General features: G+C 46.9%; 16 protein-coding genes and 1 pseudogene. 6 read left to right on the top strand and 11 right to left on the bottom strand.

What is annotated here, in order from left to right:
* Window positions 1-216 precede the first annotated feature (216 nt).
* Complete coding sequence (locus tag TW89_RS04905; protein ID WP_128580724.1) at window positions 217-630, top strand: hypothetical protein; 414 nt, start codon at window positions 217-219, stop codon at window positions 628-630.
* Window positions 631-655: 25 nt separating this feature from the next.
* Here TW89_RS04905 and TW89_RS04900 read toward each other — a convergent pair.
* Window positions 656-1,328 (bottom strand): annotated as a pseudogene (locus tag TW89_RS04900) (IS1595 family transposase).
* Window positions 1,329-1,509: 181 nt separating this feature from the next.
* Here TW89_RS04900 and TW89_RS04895 point away from each other — a divergent pair.
* A complete protein-coding gene (locus TW89_RS04895) occupies window positions 1,510-3,102 on the top strand; it encodes a vWA domain-containing protein (RefSeq protein ID WP_128580723.1) in 1,593 nt (530 codons plus the stop codon).
* 52 nt (window positions 3,103-3,154) lie between these two features.
* On the opposite strand, the gene rlmB is transcribed toward TW89_RS04895, so the two are convergent.
* The 3 genes from rlmB to TW89_RS04880 all read right to left on the bottom strand — a co-directional run bounded on the left by rlmB (window position 3,155) and on the right by TW89_RS04880 (window position 4,982).
* Complete coding sequence (rlmB, locus tag TW89_RS04890) at window positions 3,155-3,904, bottom strand: 23S rRNA (guanosine(2251)-2'-O)-methyltransferase RlmB (protein WP_128580722.1); 750 nt, start codon at window positions 3,902-3,904, stop codon at window positions 3,155-3,157.
* A 62-nt stretch (window positions 3,905-3,966) separates the two neighbouring features.
* Window positions 3,967-4,275: an AzlD family protein gene (locus tag TW89_RS04885; RefSeq protein WP_128580721.1), complete on the bottom strand. Its 309-nt coding sequence runs from the start codon at window positions 4,273-4,275 to the stop codon at window positions 3,967-3,969.
* On the bottom strand, window positions 4,272-4,982 hold the full coding sequence (locus TW89_RS04880) for an AzlC family ABC transporter permease (RefSeq protein ID WP_128580720.1): 711 nt from the start codon (window positions 4,980-4,982) through the stop codon (window positions 4,272-4,274). Before TW89_RS04880 ends, TW89_RS04885 begins: the two co-directional genes overlap by 4 nt.
* Window positions 4,983-5,084: 102 nt before the next feature.
* Here TW89_RS04880 and TW89_RS04875 point away from each other — a divergent pair, with 102 nt between their 5' ends.
* Together TW89_RS04875 and TW89_RS04870 are read left to right on the top strand one after the other, a co-directional pair.
* Window positions 5,085-6,059 carry a PhoH family protein gene (locus TW89_RS04875; protein ID WP_004520317.1) on the top strand — a complete coding sequence of 325 codons (975 nt, stop codon included), beginning with the start codon at window positions 5,085-5,087 and terminating at the stop codon, window positions 6,057-6,059.
* Between the two features lie 119 nt (window positions 6,060-6,178).
* Complete coding sequence (locus TW89_RS04870) at window positions 6,179-7,165, top strand: malate dehydrogenase (protein WP_128580719.1); 987 nt, start codon at window positions 6,179-6,181, stop codon at window positions 7,163-7,165.
* Between the two features lie 74 nt (window positions 7,166-7,239).
* Here TW89_RS04870 and TW89_RS11700 read toward each other — a convergent pair whose 3' ends face one another.
* The 7 genes from TW89_RS11700 to tssK all read right to left on the bottom strand — a co-directional run bounded on the left by TW89_RS11700 (window position 7,240) and on the right by tssK (window position 17,092).
* A complete protein-coding gene (locus tag TW89_RS11700) occupies window positions 7,240-7,452 on the bottom strand; it encodes a hypothetical protein (RefSeq protein ID WP_164836698.1) in 213 nt (70 codons plus the stop codon).
* A 396-nt stretch (window positions 7,453-7,848) separates the two neighbouring features.
* Complete coding sequence (locus tag TW89_RS04865; RefSeq protein ID WP_128580718.1) at window positions 7,849-9,285, bottom strand: NAD-dependent succinate-semialdehyde dehydrogenase; 1,437 nt, start codon at window positions 9,283-9,285, stop codon at window positions 7,849-7,851.
* A gap of 703 nt (window positions 9,286-9,988) precedes the next feature.
* Entirely contained in the window at window positions 9,989-12,805 is a 2,817-nt protein-coding gene (tssH, locus tag TW89_RS04855) for a type VI secretion system ATPase TssH (RefSeq protein ID WP_128580717.1), read from the bottom strand.
* 71 nt (window positions 12,806-12,876) lie between these two features.
* On the bottom strand, window positions 12,877-13,365 hold the full coding sequence (locus tag TW89_RS04850; RefSeq protein WP_049332188.1) for an Hcp family type VI secretion system effector: 489 nt from the start codon (window positions 13,363-13,365) through the stop codon (window positions 12,877-12,879).
* Window positions 13,366-13,435: 70 nt separating this feature from the next.
* A complete protein-coding gene (locus TW89_RS04845; protein WP_128580716.1) occupies window positions 13,436-15,064 on the bottom strand; it encodes an OmpA family protein in 1,629 nt (542 codons plus the stop codon).
* Window positions 15,065-15,081: 17 nt separating this feature from the next.
* Window positions 15,082-15,744 (bottom strand): DotU family type IV/VI secretion system protein, encoded by a 663-nt coding sequence (locus tag TW89_RS04840; RefSeq protein WP_128580715.1) that lies wholly within the window; start codon window positions 15,742-15,744, stop codon window positions 15,082-15,084.
* 1 nt (window position 15,745) lies between these two features.
* Window positions 15,746-17,092: a type VI secretion system baseplate subunit TssK gene (gene tssK / locus TW89_RS04835; RefSeq protein WP_049332193.1), complete on the bottom strand. Its 1,347-nt coding sequence runs from the start codon at window positions 17,090-17,092 to the stop codon at window positions 15,746-15,748.
* Between the two features lie 159 nt (window positions 17,093-17,251).
* Between tssK and tssB the strand changes: the two genes are divergently transcribed.
* Both tssB and tssC read left to right on the top strand, forming a co-directional pair.
* A complete protein-coding gene (tssB, locus tag TW89_RS04830) occupies window positions 17,252-17,752 on the top strand; it encodes a type VI secretion system contractile sheath small subunit (RefSeq protein WP_049332195.1) in 501 nt (166 codons plus the stop codon).
* A gap of 38 nt (window positions 17,753-17,790) precedes the next feature.
* Complete coding sequence (tssC, locus tag TW89_RS04825) at window positions 17,791-19,326, top strand: type VI secretion system contractile sheath large subunit (protein WP_128580714.1); 1,536 nt, start codon at window positions 17,791-17,793, stop codon at window positions 19,324-19,326.
* Window positions 19,327-19,376 lie beyond the last annotated feature (50 nt).

The raw sequence follows: 19,376 nt of genomic DNA, 5'->3' as shown, positions 1-19,376 counted from the left end.
TGAATTATTTATAGTTTTTCTATTTTATTATTAAATATAAGCAGAGCTGCTCCAACCTTCACAAAGCTGTACTTAATAATAATAGCCTATCCCTCCATCTCAACTAATCGGTATATTCACTGCGTCCAATACATCCAAATTTCCAAATGCTTTGGCATAAATTTCTTATTTATAAGATAATGCTATTTCTTTAACCATTATAAAAAAGGGGAAACTATGTTTGATTTTATAAAGCGGAAATTTCGTGAAGCCATCATTGACCCGATTTCCGACAGCGTTCGAGAAAAACAGGAACAATTGGCAGAAACGGCTTCTGAATATGCAGCACCAAGCGTTTTCTACCTACTCTTCGCCATTACAGGAGCAGTAGCCGTCATTTTGGTTTTACTGAGCATTTCACTCTATATAGGCCAGCTTTTAGGCAGCTACCTATACGGACTATTTACCTTTACCTCATTTTTTATATTATTGTTTTTATTCGTATGGGCCATGCGTTCTCGTATTGAAACAGCCGTTAAAAAAACCGTATATGAGCTTTTAAAACCATCAACAGATGCTGATGTTACGATTCCTTTGGTAGAGGCGGAAGTTTTAGAAGAAACGGACGTCAAACGTTTGGAAAAACATTAAAATTTGGGGCTGTACTAGATTAGCCCTAAATTTCACACCACTCCCGCAGGATTTTAAGCTGCCGGGAGGGTGTGCCGAAGTTAAACCGAAATTCGCATTCTTTCAAGAACAGCGGGAAGGATATGCGATCAATTCCGTTATATTTGCGCAAGACGCGTTTTGCCTGATTCCAAAAATTCTCAATGCCGTTAATGTGGTTCTGACGGTTAGCAAATTCCTTGGAATGGTTGATGCGGTAATGGATGAAACCGCTCACGTCCAACTTGTCGTAGCTGCTCAGGCTATCCGTGTAAACAATGCTGTTCGGCATAATTTTCTTTTTGATAACAGGGAGTAACGTTTCAGACTTGGCATTATCTACCACAACGGTATAGACCCGTCCGTTGCGTTTCAGAATGCCGAAGACAACCACTTTTCCTGCTGCACCGCGACCACGTCTGCCTTTACGTCGTCCGCCAAAATAGCTTTCGTCCAGCTCGACAGGACCCTCGAAAACCTCATCGGCAGCCAAGGCCAAATAATAGTTTATAACCGTGCGGATTTTACGGTAGAACAGTGCTGCTGAATTGGGATGGATACCCAAAATATCGGCGGCAGAACGGGCGGTAACTTCCAGCACAAAAAAAACGGAGCAGTTTCTTTCTGTATTTTTTTTCTTTAATTTTCAGTGCGTTATATTCATATTTCGAGGGTAACATATCTGCTAATCTAGTACAGCCCCTAAAATTTTGAAAGGTTGTCTGGAAAATATTCAGACGACCATTTACCCTAGTTATACCTAGGGAAAACCCTAAATAAGAATTTAAATAAAAATACCTTCAAATTGCCAATACACTGCTCATAAGTACCCATAACAGCATATCCTTAGGAGCTTAAATCATGCCCCGTTTCTTCCTGAAAACCGTTTCTATACTCACTTTGGCAGCTTTGACTGCGTGTTCTGGTCCACTCGACCGATCAGACTCGTCAACCGAAAATCTTCAGGGCGCACCAGAATCAGCATTGCCTGCTGCTGCAGTTGCCGAAGAAAATCTGTCTCTGGCAGAAAACACCGAACGCTACCAAGAACAACCCGACCAACCAGTCAAATCCGTTGCCCAAGAGCCTGTTTCCACATTCAGCATCGATGTCGATACCGGCAGCTACGCCAACGTCCGCCGATTTCTGAACAGCGGCGAACAGCCGCCTAAAGATGCTGTACGGATTGAGGAAATCATCAATTACTTCCCTTATAACTATCCACTGCCTACTGACGGCCGTCCATTTGCCGTTCACACTGAAACCATTGATTCTCCATGGCAACCGGAAGCCAAGCTGATCAAAATCGGTATCCAAGCACAAGACACGGCAAAGAAAGATCTTCCGCCTGCCAATCTTGTGTTCCTCGTGGACGTATCCGGCAGCATGGATGAAGAAAATAAACTTCCGTTGGTTCAAAAAACGCTGCGGATCTTGACCCAACAATTACGTCCTCAGGACAAAGTTACCCTGATTACCTATTCATCAGGCGAAGAGCTGGTGCTTCCGCCCACATCAGGTTCAGATAAAGAAACCATCCTAAAGGCCATCGACAAACTGAAAGCCGAAGGCTCAACTTCGGGCGAATCCGCTTTACGCATGGCCTACGAAGAAGTGCAAAAAGCCTTTGTACCCAACGGCATCAACCGTATCCTGCTGGCGACCGATGGCGACTTTAATGTTGGCGTATCTGATACCGAGACGCTCAAATCCATGGTTGCCGAAAAACGTAAAACCGGCGTTTCACTCAGCACGCTAGGCTTCGGTACGGACAATTACAACGAAGACATGATGGAACAAATTGCCGATGCAGGCGACGGCAATTACAGCTATATCGACAACGAAAAAGAAGCAAAAAAAGTTCTGCAGCAACAACTGACTTCCACGCTGGCCACCGTTGCGCAAGATGTCAAAATCCAAGTCGAATTCAATCCTGCCACTGTCAAAGAATACCGCTTGGTCGGCTACACCAACCGCACCCTGCGTAATGAAGACTTCAACAATGACAAAGTAGATGCGGGCGATATCGGCTCAGGCCACAGCGTAACCGCCATCTATGAAATCATTCCGCAGGGCAAACAAGGCTGGCTGAACGAATCACGCTATCAAAAAGCCACTGCAGCCAAAGGCAGTAAAAACGAATACGCCTTTGTCAAAGTACGCTACAAACTGCCTGGTGAAAAAGACAGTAAGCTGATGGAACAAGCAATTCCCGTTGGCAGCAAGCCGCTGGAGCAAGCCGATAAAGACACCCTGCTCGCCCTGGCTGCAGCTTCCTATGCCCAAGCCCTGCGCGGCGGCGAATACAACGGCAAACTTAGCTGGAGCGACATTGAAAAAATGGTACAGCAAGTCCAAGGCAATGATCCGTTTGAGCTGAAATCGGAATTTCTCCAATTGGTACGCATTGCCGCCGGTAGCGAAAAGAAATCAGGTCCTTTGGTTAAAGAATAAAACCTGAAAAAGGCCGTCTGAAAAACATTCAGACGGCCTTTTAATAAACTTTTTATTTTTCCGATTTCAACACCCGTTGACGGCGGGTTTCGCTCAATACCATGCCTGCGCTGACGGAAACGTTCATGCTTTCTACCGTGCCAAACATCGGAATCGATACCAGCATATCGCAATGCTCGCGCGTCAGGCGGCGCATACCTTCGCCTTCGTTGCCCATTACCCAGGCCACGCTGTCGGGCAAGTCGCAGTGGTAAAGGTCGGAGTCGCCGCCCATGTCTGTGCCGACAATCCAAATGCCGTACTCTTTCAATTCACGCAAAGTACGGGCAAGATTGGTTACGGTAATATACGGCACGGTTTCCGCCGCACCACAGGCAACTTTGCTGACGGTCGCATTCAAGCCGGCGCTTTTGTCTTTGGGTGCAATCACGGCATGCACGCCCATCGCATCGGCAGTACGCAGGCACGCGCCGAGGTTGTGCGGATCGGTAATGCCGTCCAATACCAGCAAAAACGGCGGTTCGCTCAGGTTTTCCAACACATCTTCCAAATGAACATGGTTTTTGGAGGCATCGATAAACCCGACCACGCCCTGATGACGCGCCCCTTTGCTGATGGCATTCAGGCGGTCGGCATCGGCGAAATGCACGCGTACGTTTTCAGAGGTCGCTTTATCCAATACATCACGGGTGCGCGCATCGGATTTGCCCTCTTGGATATAGAGTTCGGTAATCGATTTCGGGTTTTGCCACAAACGGGCATTGACGGCGTGAAAGCCATAGATGAGTCGTTGGTTTGCCATGTTTTTGCTTTATCAAAAAATTCAGACGGCCATTATAACAAGTAAGGCCGTCTGAAAATTTTTTATTTTATTAAATAACCGAGTATGCCCGAAGTACCGACCCCGATTAATACCGTCACCAACATCGAAAACCGGCTGGCCGCCAATACCGTCAAAGCAATGGCAATTAGCTCATGCGGTTTGTCCGACACAAAATAAGGCGCAATCACAGAAATCAACACGCAACCCGGCGCAGCCTCCATAACCACTTGCGCGCGACAGCTCAATGTACGGTTGCGCAATGCAAAAAAGCCGATTAATCGGGTTGAATAGGTAACGGCTAACATGCTTAAAAACAGCAAAAACAATTGCAGCGACAACAAATCCTTCATTTTTGCTCTCCCCACACATACGCCGCCAACAAGCCCGACAATGTTCCGGCCGGAACATACCATGCGCCATCCACGGTCAAATAGGTTGCGCATGCCACAATCAGACTGACAAACCAAGGGCGTGAAGCCGTAAAGCTCTTCCACATACCGCGCAGCAACACTAAAAACACCGCAGGAAACGCCATACCAAAGCCCCAAGCCGCGACATCGCCGAACATCGGGCCAACTGCCGCGCCAAACGCCGCAAAACCAATCCAAGTTACATACAAAATAAAGCACACGCCGGCATAAAACGGCATATTGAATGCAGGCAAACCTGCCGCCTTACGCTTTTGAATTTCAGCAAACGCCATTGCCCAGCTTTCATCACACATAAAAAACAGCGCGGGCATCGCCTTTTTCAGCGGCATATCCCTCATATACGGTGCAAGGGCAGCACCCATCAGGATATGGCGCGAATTAATCATAAATGTAACCGTTGCAATCAGTATAATCGGCAAGGGATTTGCCCACAAATTGACTGCGGCAAATTCCGAACCTCCGGCAAAGTTCATGCCCGTCATCAGCAGCATTTCCAGCCAACTCATGCCTTTCTGCCCGCCCTGCATGCCCAAAATCAGCGCCCACGGCAACAAGCCGATCAGCATTGGGGAACATTCTTTGATACCGCGCAGAAATTCCGATTGAGGAGAAGCAGTGTGATTCATTTTGATTGAAACGGTTTATTAAAAAGAAGCGACGTATTATAAATCAGGCCGTCTGAACAAGGGTATAATACGGAAAAATTAGATTTATTTACGGAAACCGATATGACCCACACCGTCCATCTGCAGTTTGAAGAAATTGACAATACCGTGTTGCAACGCCTGTGCGGCGCGCTCGACAGCAATCTCGAAGCCTTAGGCAAAGCCCTTGATATCCAAATCAGCCGCCGCTTTGAACATTTCACCTTCATGGGCGAACTGGCACACGCCGGCCGTCGTGCCTTGCTGTCACTGGCCGAAGCCGCAGAAAAAGGCGACTTGGACGACAACGCCATCAGCCTCGCGGCCGTTGAAGCAAAAACCGCAGATGAAAAACACGAAGAAAAACACCACGACCAACAATACTATTTCCGCACCAAACGCGGCAGCATCGGCGGCCGCACCCCGCGCCAAAACGGCTATATCCGCGCCTTGCTCAACCACGATGTCGTGTTCGGCTTAGGCCCTGCCGGTACGGGTAAAACCTATCTTGCCGTTGCCGCCGCAGTCGATGCCATGGAAAAACACCAAATCGAACGCATCGTTTTGGTGCGCCCTGCAGTCGAAGCCGGCGAAAAATTAGGCTTCCTGCCGGGCGATTTAGCGCAAAAAGTCGATCCCTACCTGCGACCGCTTTACGATGCGCTTTATGATTTGATGGGTTTCGACCGTGTAACCAAACTGATGGAAAAAGGTTTGATTGAAATTGCGCCGCTAGCCTATATGCGCGGCCGCACCTTAAATGGTGCGTATGTCATTTTGGATGAAGCGCAAAACACCACGCCCGAACAAATGAAAATGTTCCTAACCCGTATCGGCTTCGGTGCCAAAGCAGTCATTACCGGCGACATCAGCCAAATCGACCTGCCGCGCAACATCAAATCCGGCTTGAAAGATGCACGCGAAAAACTGCGCGATGTAGAAGGCCTGTATTTCCACACCTTCACCAGCGAAGACGTTGTCCGCCATCCTTTGGTGCAGAAAATTGTCGAAGCCTATGAAGCAGCAGAAGAACAAGCTGAAAAGAAAAACGGTGAATAATCTTTTCAAACACTTAAGGCCGTCTGAAAATCAAATTTCAGACGGCCTTTCTACATCATTTGCCCCATAATACTGCTATAATCCGAAAACCAAGTAAAACAACGACTTCAAAGGAAAATATGACCCTCAAGCCACCCGTCCGAATCGCCGTTACCGGCGCGGCAGGCCAAATCGCCTACGCCACCCTTTTCCGTATCGCCGGCGGCATTATGCTCGGACGCGACCAACCCGTTATCCTGCAGCTGCTCGACCTGCCGCAGGCACAACAGGCATTGCGCGGCGTGATCATGGAAATGCAGGATTGCGCCTTCCCGCTCCTTGCTGACATCTTCGCCACAGACGACCCCGAAGTCGCCTTCAAAGATGCCGACATCGCCCTCTTGATTGGAGCGCGCCCGCGTACGCAAGGCATGGAGCGCGCCGACTTGCTACACGCCAATGGCGAAATTTTCAAAGTACAAGGCGCGGCGTTGAACAAAGTTGCCAATCGCAACGTTAAAGTCCTCGTCGTCGGCAATCCGGCCAATACCAACGCCTACATCGCCATGAAATCCGCCCCCGACATCCCGCCGGAAAATTTTACCGCCCTGATGCGTCTCGACCACCACCGCGCTGTCAGTCAAATTGCCGAAAAAATCAACCGCCCGATTACTTCCATCGAGCAAATGTGCGTCTGGGGCAATCATAGCCCGACCATGTACGCCGACTACCGCTACGCCACCAGCAACGGCGAGTCCGTCCAAGACATGATTACCGAACCCGACTGGAACACCGAAGTCTTCATGCCAAAAATCGCCGGACGCGGTGCCGCCATTATTGCCGCACGCGGTTCATCATCCGCAGCCTCCGCCGCCAATGCTGCCATCTACCACCTACGCGACTGGTTGCTCGGCAGCAGCGGCAAATGGATAACCATGGGCGTTCCATCTGATGGCTCTTACGGCATTCCCGAAGGTTTGATTTTCGGCTTCCCCGTCATTTGTGACAAAGGCAGCTACCACATCGTCCAAGGCTTGGATTTGTCGGATGAATTCAGCCAAAAACGTATCGCCGCCACGCTGGCCGAATTAGAAGAAGAACGTTCAGCCATCCAAGATCTACTCTAAACCAAAGGCCGTCTGAAAACCAAATTTCAGACGGCCTAAATAATTAAATGCCCGTCTACAATCATTTTTAAAAGCTAGAATGGCACTCTTTGTCCTTGCTTATCTTTAAGATGCCATTGACCTGACGGTGTACAACCGCCGCCACTACCGCCGACAGCATAATGATCACAATTCGGATCAAGACGTTTTCCTTGAGAATATGAGCCATTTGTCAAACCATCCCCATCAAAGGAACTGCACGCGCCGGTAAAAGCTACGCAAAACAGAATTAAAAATTTCTTCAACATTCACATCACCTTTTTTCAAACATTGCAGCCTGGATAAAGTTCCCACGCTATCGATATGAGCCACACCGTGTGAGCAAAAAGAACCAATCTCGCCTTGCCCACATTTGTGTATATAACTAACTATGCCGCCGATATATGTGCCAAAATTTCGCTGCCATCACTCAAAGAAAAACTACTGCCAGAAATTTGGAATACACTTCTAATGCAATTAAAACATATAAAATAGTTATCAAACTAATTTTATAAACATGTGACAAATTTTTTGCAACTTTGTTTCTTATGGTTTTGCTTCTTTATAAAGCTCGTTCTCATAATATGAAAATTACCCAATACCTTTTCTGCGTTTAAAAAAGGCCGTCTGAAAACCAAATTTTAGACGGCCTTTACTGTGCAGCTTTATTCCGCTACATCAATGCACAAATATTTCAATTCCAAATATTCATCCGCACCATATTTGCTGCCTTCACGTCCCAAACCGCTGCGTTTTACGCCGCCAAATGGTGCCACTTCATTACTGATTAAGCCCGTATTGATACCGACCATTCCGTATTCCAAGGCTTCGCCGACGCGCCACTGGCGGGCGGTGTCGGAGGTGAAAAGGTAAGCTGCCAAACCGTATTCCGTATTGTTCGCAGCCTCGACGACTTCGGCTTCGGTTTCAAAACGGAACACCGGACACAAAGGCCCGAAGGTTTCCTCGCGAGCTACCGCCATTTGCGCCGTTACGCCACTTAAAACAGTCGGCTCAAAAAACGTTCCGCCCAATGCACTGCGTTTGCCGCCGGTCAGGCAACTTGCGCCTTTAGCAAGCGCGTCGGCGATGTGCTGCTCGACTTTCTCCACCGCTTTTTCCTCAATCAGCGGCCCTTGGTTTACGCCATCCTCCAAGCCGTTGCCCAATTTGAGCGCAGCCACTTTTTCACTTAATTTGCGGCAAAATTCGTCGTAAATACCAGACTGAGTATAAACGCGGTTGGTACAAACGCAGGTCTGACCGCTGTTACGAAACTTGCTGGCAAGCGCGCCTTCGACGGCTTTGTCCAAATCGGCATCGTCAAACACGATAAACGGCGCGTTGCCACCCAATTCCAAACTGAGTTTTTTAATGTCTGCCGCGCTGTCGGCAAAAATTTTCGCGCCGACTTCGGTAGAGCCGGTGAAGCTGATTTTGCGCACGGTCGGATTCGTGGCAAATTCATGGCTGATTTCCGAAGCACTACCGCTGACAACAGGCAACAAATCCTGTGGTACGCCCGCTTCATAAGCCAAAACGACTAATGCATACGCACTCAAAGGCGTGAGTGATGCTGGTTTGACTATCATCGCGCAACCAACCGCCAAAGCAGGCGCAGCCTTGCGCGCAATCATCGCAGATGGAAAATTCCACGGCGTAATCGCCGCAGTAACACCGATAGGCTGTTTCAACACAACCAGTTTTTGCGACGCTTTCACACTTGTCAGCACATCGCCGTCAATCCGCCGCGCCTCTTCCGCAAACCAGCGCACAAACGAAGCCGCATAATCAATTTCACCTCGCGCCTCAGTCAGACTTTTGCCCTGCTCCATCGTCATGATACGCGCCAGGTCTTCTTTGTTTTCTTTAATCAAAAAATACCAACGCCACAACACATCGGCGCGCTCCAACGCAGTTTTTGCCGCCCATAATTTTTGTGCCGTCTCTGCCTTTTGAATCAAAAGCTTCAGGCAGTCTGAATCAGTCTTACGGACAAACGCCAAAGCCTCGCCTGTTGCAGGGTTATCAACTTTAATGGCATCTGGGATCGAAGAAAAGGAAATATCAGGATGATTGAGTAAACGGGCAAAATCTTTCATGAGAAACGACCTTTCTAAAACCGAGGATATACGTTCATTATCATATTCATACCATCAAAGTGCAACTAAATAGAAAAATAAACCAACAGCAAAGGCCATCTGAATATCTTTCAGACGGCCTTTTTTATTCGGTTTTATCTAATCTACACACTTATCTCAATTTAGGTGAGCGAAGATAAGAATATATATTGATTAACAGAAGTAACGCATATAGAGCAAATATAATGATTAATCCATAATTACCTGCTTTTATTGTACTGAAGACAATGATAAAAAACAGATCCAATTCTACTAAGTGATAGACAAATATACCAATTAAAGCAAAGACGATTGTGCCGAGTATTTTTCTATTAAGCAAAAAAAGCAAAATAGAAATATTATTTAAAATAAAAAATAACTTAACGACGATTTCACTTCCCTCTATCTCACCCTGAAGTTCGGACAGCTTATACATATCTCCATATACAATATAATCTGTAATATAGAAATTTTGCTTAAGATAAAAAAAGACAATATACATAGTAATAAAAAAATTATATATCCAACAAATTTATCAAATTTCATATCATCTCTTCCATAACAAAGCTTTCTATAGACAGCCAAATTCCATCTAATTATCTAGAGCAGATAAAATAAATGGAAAAAAGGCCGTCTGAAAGGCACCCGACCCGTCGGCTCCCCTCCAAACGGCCTTTAATCCGCCTTATTCAAACAAAACGTCTATACCTTCTTCTCCAACCTCCAAGCTCGCTCGCTCCGGCATATGACCCGCCGTCTGCTGCCATTGTAAAAAGCTTTGGGCTATCGCCGGCATCACCTGACGGTTCAGCAGGTGGTCGATGTTGCGCGCACCGCTGTCACCGGTCGTACAGGAATCGGCCAGCAGCGCCGCAAAATCCTCACTGTAGCTGAGGCGCGTTTGATGAGCTTCATACAGCCGGTCTGCAATTTTATCCAACTTCAATCTGACGATTTGGGCCAATGCTTCTTTTTCCAACGGACGGTAAGGAACGACCTGCATACGCGCCAACAATGCGGCCTGGAAGTGGTCTGTCAGTATCGGACGGATGGCTTCCGCCAGTTCTTCCAAGCTGTATTCGGGTGCTTCTTCGGCTTCGGCAGGGCCGTCTGAAACTTCGGTGTGCTCAGACGGAGTTTCCGGCATTTGTGCAGAAAGTTCTACTTCGGTATCGGCGATCTGTTCTTGTCCGTTTGCTTCTTGGTTTTCTGCTGCGGCTTCTTCTGCCTCTTCTGGCTCTTGCGGTTTTAACAACTGGGTCAGTTCGTTTGCGCCCAAGTTCGAAGTCATCAGGATAACGGTGTTTTTGAAGTCGATTTCCCGGCCTTCGCCGTCACGCATCATGCCTTTGTCGAAGACTTGGTAGAAGAGGTTGAGGATGTCTTTATGGGCTTTCTCGACTTCGTCCAGCAATACGACGCTGTATGGTTTTTGACGTACGGCTTCGGTCAATACGCCGCCTTCGCCGTAGCCGACATAACCCGGAGGCGAGCCTTTAAGTTGGGAAACGGTGTGTGCTTCGCGGTATTCGGACAGGTTGATGGTAATCAGTGATTTTTCGCCGCCGAAGAGTGCGTCTGCCAATGCCAGGGCGGTTTCTGTTTTGCCGACACCGGATGGACCGCTCAACAGGAATACACCCAATGGGGAGTCGTTGGTTTTCAGGCCGGCTTTAGCGGCCCTTAAACTTTGCGCAATCGCATGGATGGCTTCGCTTTGTCCGACTACGCGTTGCTCAAGCAGGCTTTCGAGCTGCAGCAGGTTGGCCAGTTCGTCTTTGAGTACGCTGCCTGCGGGCACGCCTGTCCAGTCGGCGATAATGTCGGCAATCACGGTTTCATCGACGCTGGTAAAAATCAGCGGTTTGCCTGCGACGACGGCATCCAGCTGTTGCTGTTTCTCGGTCAGGCTTTGTTGTGCGGCTTCCCGCTCTTCGGAAGTCAATTCTGTATTTTTGGCGGCTTCCATTAAGGATTGGATTTCGTCCGCCAATTGTTTTTCTTCCTGATAGCGGCGGTTCATTTCTTCGCGCTGTTCGTTCAGTTGGGCAATTTCCTGCTCGACTTGTCGGATGTTTTCTTCTTGCGATGCGTTCAGACGGCCCAGTTGTTTGTCGGCATCCAATGCTTCCAATTCCCGTTGCAGCGAGGAGGCCTGTGCCTCCATCAAGCCGAAGATATGGGGAACGGTATCCAAGCTCATGCGGACGCGGGCGGCGGCTGTATCCAACAAGTCTACTGCTTTGTCGGGCAGTTGGCGGCCGGTAATGTATTTTCTGGAGAGTTGCACGGCTGCGATGACTGCGGAATCCTGAATATGGACTTTATGGTAGGCGGCATAACGCTGTTTCAAGCCGCGCAGCATGGTGAAGGCGGATTCGTCATCGGGCTCTTCTACTTTGACCATTTGGAAACGGCGCTCCAATGCGGCATCTTTTTCAAAATATTGTTTGTATTCGCTCCAGGTTGTGGCGGCAATGGTGCGCAATTCGCCTCGTGCCAAGGCCGGTTTTAAGAGGTTGGCGGCATCTGCGCCACCGGCGCTGTTGCCGGCGCCGATTAAGGTATGCGCTTCGTCAATGAACAATAAGATGGGTTCTTCGGAATTTTGAACGGCTTCAATTACGTTACGCAGGCGTTGTTCGAATTCGCCTTTAACGCCCGCACCTGCCTGCAGCAAGCCTAAATCCAAGACCAATACCTGTGTGTTTTCTAATATTTTAGGCACTTCGCCTGAGGCGATTTTCAGGGCTAGGCCCTCTACCAGTGCAGTTTTGCCGACGCCCGGCTCGCCGACCAAAATCGGATTGTTTTTACGGCGGCGCGATAAAATATCCATCATTTGGCGAATTTCTGTTTCGCGGCCAAATACGGGGTCGATGCCACCTTGCGCTGCTTTTTCAGTCAGGTTGACGGTAAAGCGCGCCAATGCATCGTTTTGTCCGGTTGCTTTAACCGGTTGTGGTTTGGATTCGGCCTGAGTACCGTCCTGGCCTTCTTCGGCAGAAGTTTGGGCAAACGTATTGTTGGTGCCTTCGATTGAGACTTCATCCAACCATGTTTTCAGACGGCCTATTTGGGTTTTCGTCAGACTCAACAGCGGCCATGCATCCTGCGTCATCAGACGGTAAGGGGATTTCAACAATGCCTGATACAGATAAGCGGAACGGATTTCCGATGCGCCTTCGTCACTTGCCAGCAGCCATGCGTCTGACAATAGGCTGACCAGTGATTTGGACAGTGAAGGATTACCGCGGACATTGCGCGGCAGTTTGTCCATCGTGTCCAGCAAAGGGTTCCAGATGTTTTCCGAATCAATTTCGTAACGTCTCAATAAGGCGCCGACATCGCCATCCCCTAATTCCAATAGTTTGATAAACAAATGGTCAACCGTAATTTCGGCATGACCCCGTGTTTGACATAAACCGGCGGCGGCTTCCATTGCCTGTTGGCAATGCGTATTCAGACGACGTAATAATAAGGCTTGATCATGTGCAGACATTTGATATCCCTGATGTAAAAATGTGTTATAAAAAAGTGCTACCTTTATCAGGCAGCACTTTATGTGGATGATTAAGCGCGGCTTTCGTTCCAGCTGTCGGAATGAATGATGTTGCCGTCTTTATAAGTCCAAGTGATTTTTTCGTAGCGCAATTCAACGCGTTCCAAGTGGTTGTAACGCTCGCGTGCAGGGTCTTTGATGTTGTGCATTACAGGACCTACTGCGACAACTTTAACGTTGTCCAGTTTGGTATTGAAGTACTCTTTCTCTTGACCGGATGCATCAATTTGATACCACTTGATTTCTACTTCTTTTAAAGTTTGACCGGTGGTTACGGCTTTGTACAAGTATGGAGAAGACGCATCGTATTCTTTGTACAATACGATAGGTTCATGAACGCGGGTACCTGTCAGTTTGCCGGTGTTGGCATCTGTAGGAATGCGGACATTGTGTTGGAACTCAACGATCTCAACACTGTCTTCACGGCCGTTAACGTCAACGGAACCTTTAATAGCGGAACCGCCATCGTCTTTCAGCCACATATAAGCAGGAATTGCCATATTTTTACTCCTTAGTTTTATTAAAAACGCTTTAAGTTTTAAGGCTTAAAGCAACTTGTGCTGCATTGAATTACTGTGTTGCCGAGGGAATAAGGATAATCTCAACCCTGCGGTTCTTGGCTTTACCGTCTTCTGTCTGATTGTCTGCAATCGGTTTGGTATCGCCAAAACCTTTGACTTCAAACCTGCCCTCCGGAACATTGGAGGAAATCACCAACCAGTCTTTGACGGATTGGGCCCGTTTTTCTGACAACTGCTGATTGGAAACAGGATTGCCGACATTATCGGTATGGCCTTCAACTAAAATGCGGGTATCAGGATGTGATTCGATTGCCTTCAATACGCCAATCAATGCTTTATTGGCATTATTTTTTAATTCAAACTGGCCGGTTTCAAAGAGTGCCAAACTATCCAGGGTAAGAACCACCGGCTCCGGCTTTTTGACAGGCCCGGGCGCTTTAGGAACTTCGGCAGGGATTAAGGCTTTTAATTTGGGAATATAGGCCTGCGCACGATACAGTCCCAAGCCCAAATATGCAGGAACACCGTGATCACGGTATCCTTCAAGCAATTTCAAGTCCTGCTTCAACAGCCCTATTTTTTTAGCCTGTTCGGCTTTATCCGTTTCCATACGGAAGTCCGCTATATGCGTGCCGATTTGTTTCAACAAACGGCTGTTGTTGACAGTTGAAAACGACGCAGCCAGAAAAAAACCGGCAACACCAATGAATAATACCTTAAAAATCATATCTGAAATATGATTTCTATGATAAACGGCATATTTATCCAGATATTCGGATAGGATGTATCTTACCGAATCATGTTGAACGCTTTTTGCCGACGGAATAAGACCATCTGTATTTTTTACCAAATAAGCGGCCCATTCAGATGTATTTTGAAAATTTCCGCAATCGGCAAGGCTTAAACTGCATATGTCCACATACTCCCATCCGCTATCTGTATTTTTTAAGAATTTTTCTTCTAAAAAATTCAGTGCCTCCATCAGATAAACATATTGATGGCTATACTGGGCATTGCTGTCATGCAGGAATTTAAGGGACAGGGCGTTTTTCAGATTCTTTAAGAATTCGTTTATCTGCAGACGGTTGTGTTCTTTCTTATTGATGATAGAAAAAACGGAATGGCTGTTTTTTCTATCAAACAAAAAAGACACCGGCGTTTGAATCAACCAGTGTACCGGGATAGTCAAACCCGTGCTCTTCTGCAGAAAAAGTATATTACGCAACCATGTGCGCAAAGTGGTCGCAATATCGGTATTTTCCGCAGGGGAAAGCCACAGCTCCAGACTCACAGAAACATACTTATGGGCTGTATTTTCAAGCAAATTGGAAACGACCGGATGCAGATTTTCCGAACCCGACATATTGATATAGACGGTTTCATTTACCCTCTCTACCAACTTTCTCGGCACAGAAGAATCATGCAAACGAATGGTATAGCAACCCAAATCTCCGTTGGGATCCAATTCTTCTGCGATTTTCTTCCAAAAATCCGTATTGATTTGTTCGCGTTTTTTCTTTAGATAAAAACGCCAATAATAAAAGGCAGCCCCAACGGACAATGCCCAAGCACAGCCTTTGATTATCCAACCTGCCTGCCAATATACTGCGAACACATACAGTAAAACGAGCTCAAAAACAGCCAAGGTTGCCAGAACCGAAATTTTCCGATAAGTCATTATATAAACACTTGAAATTACAATGCTTGTATTTGTTCAACCAAACCATCCAGATAATATCTAAATGCAAAGTATGCAACCGCTGCTACAACGATGCTTCCCACAAGCAGCCAGGCAGGACGGAGGCTGAATGCTTTTTTCAGCGGCGTTCCCTTTTGATCTATATAAAACAACTTACCGTCTTCCGATACAGCATTGCTTGGAAAGGCGGGTGTGATTTTTTTCAACTGTTCCTGTGCGGTGTGCAATGCATCTTCATCCAGAACATATCGACCCCTGAAGCCCAAATTAATCACACTCAGATAGGTTTCCGCCACCAAGGGACTGGCATCCTTGTGGTTTTTACACAAAGATTCGATTCGGTCACACAGGATATCCCCTGCATTATATGATTGGAAAAAACAAACCTGCATAGGGTTTCTTTCCCATACTTCCCTGTCGTTACCTTTCAGCGTGCGCAGTGCAACCTCATCCAAAAGGGCGCATTGTGCATATGAAACTTCTTCAATATCCGCCTCTTTCCATCCAAGCTCGGCTAATTTGGTCTTTAAATCCTGAATCAGATTTTTGCAATGAGCATACCATGATTCGGAATGGTCAGGTGTAAAACCGGCAGATAATGCGGATACCGCCAAAGCAGTATCTCTCAAAACGGTTCTAATTAAGGGTTGGTTATTCATATTAAATACTCACTACTGCAAATAGGCTTAAATGTAAATCAGAAATAGAGGCCGGAACATAAATGCTGCATACTTGGGACTGCATCATCCTATCAAACGCGATATGCCGTTTATCCAACCTAAAATACACATTGTCCATTCTAAAAGGCAGGCCCGGCGGAGTCTGATGAAGGTGATGTAAAGGTACGCCGACCACTGCCGTATTAATTACACGCTCCACATCATCGGGCGCACCGATTTTGCTGACCAAAGGCAGCTGTTTTTGCAATTCCAAGAAGTCGACGGAGTCGGAATGGGCGGAAAGATAAAACTCTGCATCAGCATTGATTCGGTCATCAAATATCTGGGCGCGCCAATGCGTCGATTTCAGATGCTCCAGTGACAATTCGATAACAGGGGAAGGAATAACCTCATCCAGCAAATCACGGATCTTTTGTTCCAAACGGTTGAATGTTCCAAACAAATCAAAGTGATCATATGAGTCTATTTCTTTAACGGACTCGTTAGCTCTAAAGGTATACAGCATACCCAGCAGGCGTACTAAAAGTTTATAAAACTCTTCCGGATGCTTCTGCGGGTAATCATTCAGGTGCTTCAATTCCGGATAAATGGTATTTAAGCCATGCAAAAACCAAAACAGCATCGAATCGGAAACTGAAAAATCAACGACACTTTCGCTCCGAGAGCGGCGGCGGGCAGACAAATTCTCTATACGGGATAATACCATCAAAGTAATGCGGTTAAGACAAGAGAATAAAGTTTCTGACCCTGTTATGGATAACAATGGCGGGATATAGTTTTTAGCCCAAACAAAAGCACCCGTCTCATCTTTCTCTATTGCACCGATAGGACAGGTAATATAGTCGTCATTTTGTTCAAAATCGAAACGAATGGTGAGATTCAATCCCTCCACCGCAAACTCTGTTTCCTCGGTAGAGAAAATATCCTCCACCTTCTCAAAGCTCTTAACAAAGCGCTTGGGCGTATCTTTGGTTTCATCCTCATCTACCAAGTTTGAAACATGTGCCTGATAGACTGGCAGTGCCAACAATACAACATTTCGTTGCTGTAAAGGCAGACCTTCAATATTACGCACATTGACGTGGCGTCCGCCGGCCTGCAAATCAATTAAGGTGCCATCCGGCAAGCATGCTTGAAGTGTATCTAATTTGATTTTTCCAACTTCTAATGCCTGACGGTCAAATTCACATTGAAAACAGCCCCACCTAAAATCCCCCATCATTCTCATTAACAGGGCATGCATATGATTATTGAATTTGTCTTGTTGTTGAAAATGTTGAGGAGATAGGAGTACCCCCTCTTCCCATAACGGCTTGTGAAATTTCACTGAAAAACCTTTTTCCGGTAAATTTGAATACGATAGACAAGCTATCTGTCTAACATTTATACTAACCAATCAGGATATTTCCTGACCCCATACCTTGCATTTTATTTGAAAAAATGACATAAGTGTCATTTAATCTATCAAAAAAGGATAAATTTCATCGTGAGCAAAAGTTTTCAAAACGAAGTTCCGCCTTCCCGTATCAATATTAAATTGGACTTGCATACCGGCGGCGCACAAAAAAAGGTTGAATTGCCGCTTAAGCTTTTAGTAACCGGCGATTACAGCAACGGCCAAGATAAACGCGATCTTGCCGAAAAAGAAAAAGTTAATATCAACAAAAACAACTTTGATTCAGTATTATCCGATTTCAATCCTAAAGCCAATCTGACCGTCAAAAACACACTCTCTCCTGCCGGCGGCGAGATGAATGTGAATTTGGATTTCAAATCCATGCGCGACTTCCATCCGGAACAAATTGCCCAGAATGTGCCGGAATTGCGTGCCTTGCTGGCTATGCGCAACCTGCTTCGCGATTTGAAATCCAACTTATTGGACGATTCTGCTTTCCGTCGCGAATTGGAAGCCATTCTACGTGACGAAAACCTGTCTGCCGAACTGCGCGACCGTCTTGAAAAAATCGCACCTATCAATAATAAGTAACATCAAAGGCCGTCTGAAATACCCGTAAGGATTCAAATATGCAAAAAAGCCAAAAGGCCCAAGCCCAAACTACAGTTATCGAACAAGAAAGCACAAACAGTGTTTATGAAGATCTGTGTAAAAAAATCAATCTGAACGCCGTTGACTCCGTCATCGATATCGAGCAATTCCAAAGTGCCGAGAAAATGTCGGAAGCCTCTGCCGACGAGCGTATCGCCGCAGCCGTCAGCGTCTTCATGAAAATGATCCAAGACTCTTCCCAAAAAGTGGAGCGCCTGGACAAAAGCCTGCTCGATTACCACATTGCCCGTATCGACGAACAACTCAGCCGTCAACTGGATGAAATCCTCCATAACGAAGAATTTCAAAAAATCGAATCCGCATGGCGCGGTTTGAAATTCTTGGTCGACCGAACCGACTTCCGTCACAATGTCAAAATTGAAATTCTTGATGTTTCCAAAGAAGATTTGATTCAAGACTTTGAAGATGCGCCTGAAATCGTGCAAAGCGGACTGTACCGCCACACTTACAGTAACGAATACGACACCCCGGGCGGCGAACCTATCGGCGCCGTGATTTCAAACTACGAATTTGACCGCAGCCCTCAAGATATGGCTTTGCTGCGCAATATCTCGCGTGTTTCCGCTTCTGCACATATGCCATTTATCGGCTCGGTCGGCGCATCTTTCTTCGGCAAAGAAAGCATGGAGGAAGTGGCCGCCATCCAAGACTTGGCCAACTATATGGACCGTGCCGAATACATCAAATGGAAAAGCTTCCGCGAAACAGACGATGCACGCTATATCGGCTTGACCCTTCCTCGCTTCCTTGCCCGTCTGCCGTACGGCAGCGACACCGTGCCTGTCCGCAGCTTCAATTACGAAGAACAGGTAAAAGGTACGGAGCATAACCGCTATTTGTGGGCAAATGCATCATTTGCCTTTGCCGCCAATATGGTGCGCAGCTTCATCAATAACGGTTGGTGCGTCCAAATTCGCGGCCCACAGGCCGGCGGCTTGATTGAAGATTTGCCTATTCACATGTACGACCTGGGCACCGGCAATCAAATGAAAATCCCGACAGAAGTCCTGATCCCGGAAACCCGCGAATTCGAATTTGCCAACTTGGGCTTTGTTCCGCTGTCTTTCTATAAAAACCGCGATTACGCCTGCTTCTTCTCCGCCAACTCGACTCAGAAACCCGCGTTGTATGAGACCAAGGAAGCAACCGCAAACAGCCGCATCAACGCCCGTTTGCCTTACGTCTTCCTGCTCTCCCGCCTGGCGCACTACCTCAAACTGATCCAGCGTGAAAACATCGGTACCACCAAAGACCGTCGCATGCTTGAGTTGGAACTGAATAATTGGATCAATACCCTAGTAACGGAAATGACCGACCCGAGCGACGAGCTGCAGGCAACACATCCGTTAAGAGAGGCAAAAGTATTGGTGGAAGATATCGAGGACAACCCGGGCTTCTTCAAAGTCCGCCTGTTTGCCCGCCCACACTTCCAAATCGAAGGCTTGGATGTCAACTTGTCATTGGTATCTCAAATGCCTAAAGAAAAGAAATAAGCAATTAGGCAAACTTGAAAAATCCTCTTTCCAAAAAGGAAAGAGGATTT

This window comes from Neisseria flavescens, from assembly GCF_001618065.1.
In the GTDB taxonomy this organism is placed as follows: domain Bacteria; phylum Pseudomonadota; class Gammaproteobacteria; order Burkholderiales; family Neisseriaceae; genus Neisseria; species Neisseria flavescens_A.
Note: the sequence above shows the minus strand (reverse complement) of the source record. Positions and strands in the feature narration are given on the sequence as shown.

What these genes read in the sequence shown, in the direction of transcription:
- TW89_RS04840 (WP_128580715.1), bottom strand. Translation starts at nt 15,744, where the DNA reads ATGAATAACCAACCCTTAATTAGAACCGTTTTGAGAGATACTGCTTTG.
- rlmB (WP_128580722.1), bottom strand. Translation starts at nt 3,904, where the DNA reads ATGGCAAACCAACGACTCATCTATGGCTTTCACGCCGTCAATGCCCGT.
- TW89_RS04870 (WP_128580719.1), top strand. Translation starts at nt 6,179, where the DNA reads ATGACCCTCAAGCCACCCGTCCGAATCGCCGTTACCGGCGCGGCAGGC.
- TW89_RS04865 (WP_128580718.1), bottom strand. Translation starts at nt 9,285, where the DNA reads ATGAAAGATTTTGCCCGTTTACTCAATCATCCTGATATTTCCTTTTCT.
- TW89_RS04845 (WP_128580716.1), bottom strand. Translation starts at nt 15,064, where the DNA reads ATGACTTATCGGAAAATTTCGGTTCTGGCAACCTTGGCTGTTTTTGAG.
- TW89_RS04895 (WP_128580723.1), top strand. Translation starts at nt 1,510, where the DNA reads ATGCCCCGTTTCTTCCTGAAAACCGTTTCTATACTCACTTTGGCAGCT.
- tssH (WP_128580717.1), bottom strand. Translation starts at nt 12,805, where the DNA reads ATGTCTGCACATGATCAAGCCTTATTATTACGTCGTCTGAATACGCAT.
- TW89_RS04905 (WP_128580724.1), top strand. Translation starts at nt 217, where the DNA reads ATGTTTGATTTTATAAAGCGGAAATTTCGTGAAGCCATCATTGACCCG.
- TW89_RS11700 (WP_164836698.1), bottom strand. Translation starts at nt 7,452, where the DNA reads ATGTTGAAGAAATTTTTAATTCTGTTTTGCGTAGCTTTTACCGGCGCG.
- TW89_RS04885 (WP_128580721.1), bottom strand. Translation starts at nt 4,275, where the DNA reads ATGAAGGATTTGTTGTCGCTGCAATTGTTTTTGCTGTTTTTAAGCATG.
- TW89_RS04875 (WP_004520317.1), top strand. Translation starts at nt 5,085, where the DNA reads ATGACCCACACCGTCCATCTGCAGTTTGAAGAAATTGACAATACCGTG.
- tssC (WP_128580714.1), top strand. Translation starts at nt 17,791, where the DNA reads ATGCAAAAAAGCCAAAAGGCCCAAGCCCAAACTACAGTTATCGAACAA.
- TW89_RS04880 (WP_128580720.1), bottom strand. Translation starts at nt 4,982, where the DNA reads ATGAATCACACTGCTTCTCCTCAATCGGAATTTCTGCGCGGTATCAAA.
- TW89_RS04850 (WP_049332188.1), bottom strand. Translation starts at nt 13,365, where the DNA reads ATGGCAATTCCTGCTTATATGTGGCTGAAAGACGATGGCGGTTCCGCT.